11 protein-coding genes are annotated in these 9727 nt (G+C 51.3%); 9 read left to right on the top strand and 2 right to left on the bottom strand.

Translation table 11 applies throughout. From position 1 onward, the window contains the following. Nucleotides 1-320: 320 nt before the first annotated feature. Complete coding sequence (locus Q1K24_RS07955; protein ID WP_300368547.1) at nt 321-626, top strand: hypothetical protein; 306 nt, start codon at nt 321-323, stop codon at nt 624-626. 48 nt (nt 627-674) lie between these two features. On the opposite strand, the gene Q1K24_RS07950 is transcribed toward Q1K24_RS07955, so the two are convergent. Then, on the bottom strand, nt 675-1583 hold the full coding sequence (locus Q1K24_RS07950) for a cation diffusion facilitator family transporter (protein ID WP_366903776.1): 909 nt from the start codon (nt 1581-1583) through the stop codon (nt 675-677). A 31-nt stretch (nt 1584-1614) separates the two neighbouring features. Between Q1K24_RS07950 and cmoB the strand changes: the two genes are divergently transcribed. Both cmoB and Q1K24_RS07940 read left to right on the top strand, forming a co-directional pair. Further along, complete coding sequence (cmoB, locus tag Q1K24_RS07945; protein WP_366903774.1) at nt 1615-2550, top strand: tRNA 5-methoxyuridine(34)/uridine 5-oxyacetic acid(34) synthase CmoB; 936 nt, start codon at nt 1615-1617, stop codon at nt 2548-2550. A 3-nt stretch (nt 2551-2553) separates the two neighbouring features. Beyond that, the gene (locus Q1K24_RS07940; RefSeq protein WP_300368541.1) at nt 2554-3024 is read left to right on the top strand and encodes a hotdog domain-containing protein; all 471 of its coding nucleotides are present in this window, start codon (nt 2554-2556) and stop codon (nt 3022-3024) included. A 132-nt stretch (nt 3025-3156) separates the two neighbouring features. On the opposite strand, the gene Q1K24_RS07935 is transcribed toward Q1K24_RS07940, so the two are convergent. Continuing rightward, on the bottom strand, nt 3157-3750 hold the full coding sequence (locus tag Q1K24_RS07935) for an MBL fold metallo-hydrolase (RefSeq protein WP_300368538.1): 594 nt from the start codon (nt 3748-3750) through the stop codon (nt 3157-3159). Nucleotides 3751-3763: 13 nt separating this feature from the next. On the opposite strand from Q1K24_RS07935, the gene Q1K24_RS07930 reads away from it, so the two are divergent. The 6 genes from Q1K24_RS07930 (at nt 3764) to Q1K24_RS07905 (ending at nt 9456) form a co-directional block, all read left to right on the top strand. Further along, on the top strand, nt 3764-4582 hold the full coding sequence (locus Q1K24_RS07930) for a ferritin-like domain-containing protein (RefSeq protein WP_300368534.1): 819 nt from the start codon (nt 3764-3766) through the stop codon (nt 4580-4582). Nucleotides 4583-4675: 93 nt separating this feature from the next. Beyond that, the gene (locus tag Q1K24_RS07925; protein ID WP_300368531.1) at nt 4676-5812 is read left to right on the top strand and encodes a DegT/DnrJ/EryC1/StrS family aminotransferase; all 1137 of its coding nucleotides are present in this window, start codon (nt 4676-4678) and stop codon (nt 5810-5812) included. 54 nt (nt 5813-5866) lie between these two features. After that, nucleotides 5867-6805, top strand: coding sequence for a tetraacyldisaccharide 4'-kinase (locus Q1K24_RS07920; RefSeq protein WP_300368528.1), 939 nt, complete (start codon nt 5867-5869; stop codon nt 6803-6805). Then, on the top strand, nt 6802-8121 hold the full coding sequence (locus tag Q1K24_RS07915; protein WP_300368525.1) for a porin: 1320 nt from the start codon (nt 6802-6804) through the stop codon (nt 8119-8121). Before Q1K24_RS07920 ends, Q1K24_RS07915 begins: the two co-directional genes overlap by 4 nt. Before the next feature lie 76 nt (nt 8122-8197). Then, nucleotides 8198-9049 carry an acetylglutamate kinase gene (argB, locus tag Q1K24_RS07910; protein ID WP_300368522.1) on the top strand — a complete coding sequence of 284 codons (852 nt, stop codon included), beginning with the start codon at nt 8198-8200 and terminating at the stop codon, nt 9047-9049. Nucleotides 9050-9090: 41 nt separating this feature from the next. Then, nucleotides 9091-9456, top strand: coding sequence for a putative quinol monooxygenase (locus Q1K24_RS07905; RefSeq protein WP_300368519.1), 366 nt, complete (start codon nt 9091-9093; stop codon nt 9454-9456). The last annotated feature ends 271 nt before the right edge of the window (nt 9457-9727 follow it).

Genomic DNA, 9727 nt, shown 5'->3' with positions numbered 1-9727 from the left:
CGGCGGAGCCGAGAACTGATAAAAAGAGCGTGCAGTATCCCGGCGAGATCAAAGTCAACGTGATACGGGAGACGCGGGCGATCAACTACGCGAGATAGAAGCTCTTTTCGATCCGAGCCATGCCGGCGGCGCATGGCTTGTTTATCAACTGACTCGATGATTTCTGCGTAAAATCATTTATCAAACTTAAAAAATAATCAAAAAGTCATGCAAAACAGTCTGTAGTGTTGCAAAAATAAGAAGCACATTGTACAATACGCGCAATATAATTAAAAAAGCCGATATTTATTTTGTTATACGCATAGGAAGGAGAAACGATTATGTCAGAAGCACGAACGCCGAATCGCTGTGGGCAGATTCAGGCTTATTTCAGACGTGAAGAGCGCTACGAAGGGCTTCAGCTGGTCTTCAAAGAGCACCCTGAACTCAAAGAGGAGATTCTGCGGGCAATCGAGGAGACGATTAAAGAGACAGGAGACAAACCGGTCGTTTTTGAAAACAGCGAAAAGGCTGGAGAAGCGCCGTACGCGTTCTATGTCGAATTCAACGACGATTACGACAAAGAGGGCGGAAACTTTTTTGAAGTGCTGCTGCACAAACTCGGCATCGAGAAGTGCGAAGAGTAAAACTGTAAAGATTCGAGCCGCGTTCGAAGCGGCTCAGCGAAATCACTGCTATTTTGAACTGCTTCCGGCAAATTGCCCGGTTTCCTCCACATTTATTTCAGAGTCGTCATACGGGTCCAGGTGAATATTGATGAGCCAGTCGGCTTTCGGATCGATCACTTTGATCTTCTCCTCTACGTTGTCCCCGATCCTGTGTGCTTCGAGCAGCGACATTTCCGGATTGAAAACCAGGTGGACATCGACAAAATAGTCACTGCCCGCTTTCCGTGTTTTGAGCCAGTGATAATCCGTAATGCCCGGTTCGCTGACGATGACCTCTTTGATTTTTTCCACGATTTCATCTTCGAGTGCCACATCGAGCAGCATCAGGATACCTTCGTGAATCAGCTCGTAAGCGGAATAGATGATATAGATGGCGATCAGAATACCAAGAATCGCGTCGACCATGAAAAAGTCGGTGAAATAGATGACAGCCAGCGAAATCAGGATGGCCCCGTTGCTCAGGAGGTCGGTTTTGTAATGGAGGGCATCCGATTTGATGACCATATTCTGAGTCACCTTCGCCACATGGTTCAGATAGGCCACCAGTGCACCCGTCATGACGATGGAGAGGAGCATGACGCCGATCGATGCGTCGAGATGTGTGATCGGTTCGGGGTGGATGATCTTCATAATCGCTTTGTAGCCGATGAAAAGACCCGACATCGTAATGATGACGCCTTCAATGACCGCCGCAATCGCTTCGACTTTTCCCAGCCCGTAATTGAACTTTTCACTGGCCGGTTTTTCGGCGTTGGTCACGGCGAAGTAATTGAAAAGTGAGACAGCGAGATCGAGACCCGAGTCGATGGCCGAGGCGAGAACGGCGACCGATCCGCTGATGATGCCGACGATCAGTTTGACGATAACCAGTATCGTGGCGACCGATGAACTGACGATCGTGGCTCTCTTTTGCATTGTCATACTGTTTCTCTCCGGAACTTTTGAGATGAGGTCTAATTTTACTATAATCCTCTTTATGAATATTGAAGAGATCATCAAAGAACGTGAATCATGGCTCAGATGGAAAAATATTGCGCCGATCCGCCGCGCAATCGAGGCGTTGCCATCCATCAGAGATGTTGATGTGGAGTTGGGAGACTGGATTACCCTTCGAAGCGATTCGATAACCGAAGAGAGTGTTGCGCAGATCGAAAAAGTGGCCAGAATGATGATGCCCTGGCGCAAAGGGCCCTTCGATCTGTTTGGTGTGAAGATCGACAGCGAATGGCGGAGCTTCAAAAAATACAACCTTCTCAGACCCTATCTCGATCTCGAAAACAAGCGTGTCGCGGATGTCGGCTGCAACAACGGCTACTACATGTTCAGGATGCTCGAATTCAATCCGAAAATGGTTCTGGGTGTCGATCCGTCTCCTCTTTTCCGCTCGCAGTTCGACCTGGTCAACCGTTTTGTCGGCAGCGATACGCTTCGGTATGAGATGCTGGGGATTGAACATATGCGCGGCTTTGCCGATATGTTTGATACAGTGTTTTGTTTGGGAGTACTCTACCATCGGAGTGATCCGATTGTTGCGTTGAAATCTTTGAAGCAGAGTCTCAAACGGGGCGGGGAGCTCATCCTCGATACTTTTATGATCGAAGGTGACGAACCGATCTGTCTCGTTCCGGAATCGACCTATTCGAAAATTTCCAACGTCCATTTCATTCCGACAATCCCTGCACTGGAACATTGGTGCAGGAAAGCGGGGTTCGAAGGTTTCGATCTGCTTGAAATCGTCAAAACCGAACCCGATGAGCAGCGGAAGACCGAATGGATGCAGGGCGAAAGCCTGCAGGACTTTTTGCACCCCGAAAATCCCGCATTGACGGTCGAAGGGTATCCGGCTCCCAAACGTCTCTATATCAAAACGTATAGGAAATAGAAGATGGCGGAAGAGAGTAACGAAGAGATCGAAACGGAGCAGGGATCTACGGAATTTCCTGGAAAAGTGGAACTGCGTACGCATCTGCGTATCGATCAATCATTGTGCGGGACGCTGGTGGAACTGGATGTGGGATATGCCAGAGTCGAACTCGATACCACCCGTGAAATGGTTGTCGATGAGATGGGGCTGGTACACGGTGGATTTACCTTTGCAGCGGCCGATTTTGCTGCGATGGCGGCTGTCAACGATCCCAACGTCGTACTTGTCAGCAGTGAATGCCGTTTTCTTTCCCCCGTCAAAGTGGGGGATCGGGTCGTATTTGAAGCGAAGGAACTCTACAAAGAGGCAAGAAAACGCAATATTCACGTCGTCGGCTATTTCGAGGATATCAAAGTATTCGAAGGGGAGTTTATGGCGGTCGTACTGGAGCGCCATGTGCTCAAGCTCAAGCTCGTCAAAGACGAGGAGTGAATTTTAGAACCCATCTCAAAGATTCCCGCCTATGCGGATTTTTGAGATGGGTTCTGGTGAAAAGTTAAAAGTTGAGGATGCGGCTATGCCGCTTCCATTTTCCCCAATGACAAATTTCCAATTTCCAATTTTTTAAATCGCTTTGATCCAGTAGGGTATCACCCGTTTTTCGGCTTCGAGCGTGGTATTGGGTCCGTGGCCCGGATGAAGCGTGACGTTTTTGGGGTATTCCATAGCCCGTTCGAGACTTTTTTTCATCGCCGTCGGATCGGAGTAGGGAAAGTCGACTCGACCGATCGAGCCTTTGAAAAGAAAATCTCCACAAAACCAGATATCGCCCAGTTCGATGGCGCTCGTACCGGGGGTATGTCCGGGAAAATGGAGAAATTTCATGCCGATCCCTTCGATGATAACCGTTTCGTCCGGTTTGACGGCGACATCGGCCCGGCTCGAAGGGGTTCCCTGGGAAAATGGGTCTTTCTCGAGCATGAAAACGTCGCCTTCGGGACAGTAGATGGGAACTTTCAGCCGCTCTTTCAGTTCGGCATTGCTCCAGACATGGTCGAAGTGGCCATGGGTATTGAGGATGGCGACGGGGTTCGTCGTGTGGGCGATGACCCACTCCGTCGCACCGACGCCCGGGTCGACGATGAAATCTTTTCCGTCGACGGTCACGATATAACAGTTGGTCTGGTATGCGCCCATGGGCTGCATCTGAATCTTCATGCTATACTTTCCTATGGAATTTTTCAAAGAGACACTGCGTGCACTGCGTGAGAGCGACCCTGAGAAAAAGGGAGGTCTCGTTGAGGTATTGTACACAAATTTGAAGCGAAAACGTCTCGTGTTCGATCACGATTCACCGGTCGAAACGGTGGAGGAACCCTCCTATGCCTCCATCGTGACGATTGTCCGCCCGCGTGACGTTCCGAAACGAAAACATTTCGACAATCCCGAAGGGCAGGGCATTCTTCTGCACGCCATCGCCCATATCGAATACAGCGCGATCGATCTCGCACTCGATTCGGCCTATCGCTTCCGTCATATGCCGTTTGATTACTACCTCGACTGGATCGAGGTGGCTCACGACGAAGTGAGACATTTCGGGATGCTCGATGAATTGATGAAAAAAGTTGGGGTGACATATGGCGACTATCCTGTCCATACGGCACTGTTCGACGCCGGAAGAAAAAGCGGCGGCGACGTTTTGGAACGAATGGCTGTCGTACCGCGCTATCTGGAAGCGAACGGTCTGGATGCCAATCCGAAAATCATCAAACGGCTCAAAAGCTATCCTGCATCGCCGATGCTCGATGCCATAGTCGACGCATTGACGGTTATACTGGATGAGGAGGTCTCGCATGTGGCCAAAGGGGACCGATGGTTCAAAACGGTATGCGAAGAGAGGGGGCTCGATACGTCTGTCTATTTCGACATCATCGACCGTTTCTACCCGGGACTGGAAGAGAAAACGCTGCAGCTGAACATCGAAGCGCGGCGTGCGGCCGGATTTGCCTGCAGTGAATTGAAGCGTATGGGTGCGAAGAAGTGCGACTGATTGGAATCTAACTTATATCTCCCGATTATATATAAAAGCTGTTATTAATAATTTTTTCAGTATTATAGATCAACACTTTTACAGGAGCATGACGTGGCACGAGAGATTCCTTTTTTCAAACCCGATATCAGCAGTGTAGAACGCGAACAGATCGAACAGGTTCTCGATCTCGAGGGTGAAACGAAGATCGTAGACCTCGAAAAGGCATTTGTGAAAAAGACCGGTGCAACGTATGCCGTTTCGACCAACAGCGGTACATCGGCACTTCATCTGGCCATGTGTGCGATGGACCTCAAACGGGGCGACAAGATCATCTGCTCGGTCAATTCATTCCCGTCCGTGCCGGAAGTCGTCCGCCATTTCGACGCCGAACCGATCTTCGTCGATATCGACAGTGACGATTTCAACATCGATCTCGACGCATTCGAGAAGGTTCTCGAGGAGAACAGCTCGAAAAAGCTGAAGGGGGCCATCATCAATCATGTCGGGGGACAGCCGACCGATCTGGACAGACTCTACGATATCGCGACCAAATACAACATCAAAATCGTCGAGGATGCGAGCGATGCGATGGGTGGAACCTACAACGGCACACCGATCGGCGCCACAGGTGCCGACATTACCTGCTTCAGTTTTTCGCCCCATATGAAACACTCCATCGCGAATGCGGGCATGCTGCTGTGCGAAGATGACACGCTTTACGCGCGTTCCATTCTGCTTCGCAACCATGCGATCCAGTCGGACGGATGGGACAAATACGGCAACCTCGAATATATGTACGATGTCGTCGATATCGGGTGCAAATATGACATCAGTGTTCTCGATGCGGCCTATGCACTGGCGCAGTACAGCCGCGTGGACAAAATGATCGCCCGCCGCCAGGCGATCGCGAAAATGTACGACGAAGCCCTCGACGGCATCAAGCATGTGACACTGCCCACCAAGAAACGCGACCATATCTACCAGCTCTATATCATCCGCATCGACCGGAACCGCGACGGTTTCGCCCGTGCGCTGAAAGAGAAGGGTGTCCATACCGGTCTGCACTACATTCCGCTCCATCTGATGAGCTACTACAAACAGAAATACGGATTGCGTGTCAACGACTTCCAGCAGGCGCTGCAGACCTATCAGCAGGTGCTTTCGCTGCCGATCTACCACAATATGAGCGACAGTGACGTCGAGTATGTCTGCAATGCTGTCAAAGAGGTCGCTGCGGCGCACATCTGATGCACCCTGTTCAGTGAAAGAGGTCTGTCGCCTCTTTCACTGACATCTCATTCCATGCAGATCAAAACTCACATCGTACATTTCTTCGAACACCTCTATTACCGACCCGAGTGGTACCATTGGATCGTCGCTTTGGCACTTCTTCCTCTCTCGTTGCTCTACGGTTCCATCATGTGGATTCGACGTCGCATAGCCGTACGAAAAGATTACGATATTCCGATTATCAGTGTCGGCAACCTTCTGGTAGGAGGCAGCGGAAAGACACCGATGACGATCGCGTTGGCAAAACGGTTCGACAAACCTGCCGTGGTTTTGCGCGGCTATGGGCGAAAGAGCAGGGGAATGGTTGTCGTCAGCCAATGGGGAGAGATAAAAACCGATGTCGAAACCAGTGGAGACGAAGCGATGCTGCTGGCTCTCTCTTTGCCGAATGCCACCGTCATTGTCAGCGAGGATCGAAAAAAGGCGATCGAGGAATCGAAGTCGTTGGGAGCGGAAATCGTTTTTCTCGATGACGGATTCAGCAAAGTCGATATCGAAAAGTTCGAAATTCTGCTCTTTCCGCGTTCCATTCCGAACATACTGCCGTTTCCTTCCGGTCCCTTTCGTGAATTTCCTTTCGAAAAAAGATCTGCCGATCTGCTTCTGACGGAGGGAAAGGATTTCGAGCGTATCGTTACGTGCAAGGGGTGTGACGAGCCGATGCTTCTGGTTACCGCAATCGCCAATCCCGCGCGGCTGGAGCCCTTTTTGCCCCGGGAGCTTGTCAAAGAGAGACTGATTCTTCCCGACCATGCCTGGTTCGACAAAGGGGCGATTGAAAAGAAGATGGCAAAGGCCGGAGTGGGAAAAATTCTGACGACCGAAAAAGATGCCGTGAAACTGGAAAGATTCGGATTTTCGATGGCCATATTGAAACTCGAACTGAAACTCGAACCCGCTATTGCGGAGAGGGTGGCCGATTTTATGCAGAATTACCGGAATATCAGATGAAACTGTTCCGAGAAAGCAGACGGATGATGCGCCCGATCCTCGCGGTTTCTCTTTTTTGCGGAGTGGTGACCGGCCTGTCGGGAAGCGAAATCTATCGCTATCCGCCCATGATAAGCAACGAAATGAATGCATCTGCCTACGACTGGAACGCGCTGAATACGAAGTGGGTCAACATGCGTGCGCTGGCGATGCTCGCCGTGGATGCCGCCCATTTTTACCAGGATGACAAAAGCAGAGATCATGTGGGTGACATGAGTCATTACGACCGTTTCGACATTCGGGGGCTGCGACTCGGTTTTGGCGGCACGATCAACTTTGAAACACCATGGGTCTACCTGGTGACGGGTTCGATCAACTCCGTTCAACAGGATTACGACAGCTCGACGACCGATCCCTTTACACTGCTCGACTGTGAGCTCGGCATTCCGATGTGGGGAAAATATGGACGTATGCAGATTGGCAAAATGAAAGAGCCTATTTCGATGGAACGATCGATGGGACTGGTGTTCGAGCAGGTCATGGAGCGCCCGATGCATCTGGATGCACTGCTTCCTTCGCGCAATATCGGCATCACCTTTTCCGATCTCGTGTGGAACGAAAGAATCCACTGGCGTGCCGGCTATTTCAATGACTGGCTCGACGAGGACGACCTCGATTATGAAGAGTCGAATCGCCAGTACATAGGACGAATAACAACTGTCGCCTATGCCGATCCGGACAAGGAGAGGCTTCTTCATCTGGGTGCATCCTACCGTTACGAAGATATACAGGAGGGAAAAATCCGTTACGATGTCGGGCCGGAATTCTATTTTTCCACATCCTGGCTCGATACAGGTGAATTTGCCGCGAAATCTTCCAATACGGTCAATCTGGAGCTCAGCTACCTCGACGGGCCCTTATGGCTGGCGTCCGAATATACGGTAACTGCCGTCGATTCGTCCACACACGGTGATCCAACTTTCTGGGGATACCATGTGGCGATCAACTACTTTGTGACCGGAGAACATCGCGGCTACAATTATCGTCGCGGTGTTGTACGGCGTATCACCCCGTCTCTCAATTTCAACGAAGGGGGGTGGGGCGCTTTGGAGCTTTCGGCTCGCTACTCCTATTTCGATCTCGATGACGGCGACATCGAAGGGGGAAAAATGGACATTGCATCGTTCGGATTCGTATGGCATCCGCGAAAAGCCCATCAGTTTCACGTGCAGTGGAGCCACGCCCATTGCGACGGCGGGGGCGGTGAAGGTGTCGATCCGACGATGAGCAGCCGAACCGACATCCTGCAGTTCCGCTGGGTCCTGGTGATCGACTGAAACGCGCTCTCATCGACTTTTTACTTCCAAACTGATATACTCAACGACATTGGAAACCATTTTATTCGGAGTAACAATGCAAAAGAAAATGCAAGTCGTCCAAACACTGCTCGACACGCTTCCTTTCATCAGGAAGTTTGCGGGAAAGACGATTGTCATCAAATATGGCGGTGCGGCGCAGATCAATCCCGATTTGAAAGAGAAGTTCGCACAGGATATCGTGCTGATGCATCTTGTCGGCATCCGTCCTGTCGTTGTGCATGGCGGCGGGCCGAAAATCACGCAGCTTCTGGCGGATCTCGGGATCGAAACGTCGTTTGTAGACGGGCAGCGTGTAACGACGAAAGAGGCGATGCGTATCGCCGAAATGGTTCTCAGCGGCGAGGTCAACAAAGAGATCGTTTCGCTTTTGAACGATCACGGCTCCAAAGCGATCGGCATCAGCGGCAAAGATGCCCACTTTATCCAGGCACGGGCGAAAGATCGCAGCAAATTCGGCTATACCGGTATCATCGAGGATATTCATGCCGAAGTGGTCCAGAACCTGATGAACGAAGATTTCATTCCGGTCATCGCCCCAATCGCGGCCAGCAAAGATCCGGGCGAACCCGGCTTCAATATCAATGCCGATCTCGCCGCGAGTAAAATCGCTGTCGCACTGCATGCCACGAAAGTCGTCTTCCTGACCGATACGCCGGGTGTTCTGGACAGTGACGGCAATCTGATCGGAACCCTCGGTACCGAAAAAATCGATATACTCAAACACGAAGGGGTGATCAGCGGTGGGATGGTACCCAAAGTCGACGCCTGTCTCGAAGCGATACAGGGAGGTGTGGACAAGGCGCATATCATCGACGGCCGCATCGAGCACTCGATTTTGCTGGAGATCTTTACCAGCGAGGGGATCGGAACGCAGATTGTCCATTGACATTGTGGGAATGTGAGAATGTTAGAATGTGAGGAGGTGACATGTCGAAAAAGATTTACTGTATTGCGAGGTTTCGGGCGAAAGAGGGGAAAGATGCCGAGCTTTTCGAGGTGCTCAAGGCACTGGAGCCCGATACACTGCGGGAAGACGGGTGCCTTCAGTACATCGTGACGCGGCGGATCGAGAATCCCTGCGCGGGCGGATCGGACGACTATCCGATCGTCTTCAACGAAATCTGGGCGGACAGGGAGAGCTTCGAAGCTCACTGCAACCGAAAAGCGATACAGGAGTTTTTCCAGACGCAGTGCCTGGACGAAAAAGGGCTGGCCGAAGCCTGGGACGTGAACGTCTACAGCGACGAACCGGTCGATTACGATGCGCCGCGTTTCGGGGTGGGGTGTGAGTAGAACCCATCTCAAAAATCCCCATAGGCGGGAATGGCACCCAAAAGGTGCGATAACGAGGCGAAAAGCGCAAGGCGCAGCCAAAGCTGCGTCGAGCATTTTCAACGAAATCAGCGTGCTTTTTGGGTGCCACCCTTACGGGCGGAGCGCTTTTGCCCCCTCTCTTTGTTGGTTCTCCTTGACGTGGCTTTGGCCACGCCTGCGTCGAACCGCCGCGATAGGAAGCAAAATCGCTTCCGTTACCGCCTATGGGGATTTTTGAGATGGGTTCTAG

This window comes from Hydrogenimonas sp. (assembly GCF_029932565.1).
Lineage (GTDB): Bacteria > Campylobacterota > Campylobacteria > Campylobacterales > Hydrogenimonadaceae > Hydrogenimonas.
The sequence above is the reverse complement of the archived record's forward strand: the minus strand, read 5'-3'. Positions and strand labels throughout refer to the sequence as shown.

What these genes read in the sequence shown, in the direction of transcription:
- Q1K24_RS07955 (WP_300368547.1), top strand. Translation starts at nt 321, where the DNA reads ATGTCAGAAGCACGAACGCCGAATCGCTGTGGGCAGATTCAGGCTTAT.
- Q1K24_RS07950 (WP_366903776.1), bottom strand. Translation starts at nt 1,583, where the DNA reads ATGCAAAAGAGAGCCACGATCGTCAGTTCATCGGTCGCCACGATACTG.
- cmoB (WP_366903774.1), top strand. Translation starts at nt 1,615, where the DNA reads ATGAGGTCTAATTTTACTATAATCCTCTTTATGAATATTGAAGAGATC.
- Q1K24_RS07940 (WP_300368541.1), top strand. Translation starts at nt 2,554, where the DNA reads ATGGCGGAAGAGAGTAACGAAGAGATCGAAACGGAGCAGGGATCTACG.
- Q1K24_RS07935 (WP_300368538.1), bottom strand. Translation starts at nt 3,750, where the DNA reads ATGAAGATTCAGATGCAGCCCATGGGCGCATACCAGACCAACTGTTAT.
- Q1K24_RS07930 (WP_300368534.1), top strand. Translation starts at nt 3,764, where the DNA reads ATGGAATTTTTCAAAGAGACACTGCGTGCACTGCGTGAGAGCGACCCT.
- Q1K24_RS07920 (WP_300368528.1), top strand. Translation starts at nt 5,867, where the DNA reads ATGCAGATCAAAACTCACATCGTACATTTCTTCGAACACCTCTATTAC.
- Q1K24_RS07915 (WP_300368525.1), top strand. Translation starts at nt 6,802, where the DNA reads ATGAAACTGTTCCGAGAAAGCAGACGGATGATGCGCCCGATCCTCGCG.
- argB (WP_300368522.1), top strand. Translation starts at nt 8,198, where the DNA reads ATGCAAAAGAAAATGCAAGTCGTCCAAACACTGCTCGACACGCTTCCT.
- Q1K24_RS07905 (WP_300368519.1), top strand. Translation starts at nt 9,091, where the DNA reads ATGTCGAAAAAGATTTACTGTATTGCGAGGTTTCGGGCGAAAGAGGGG.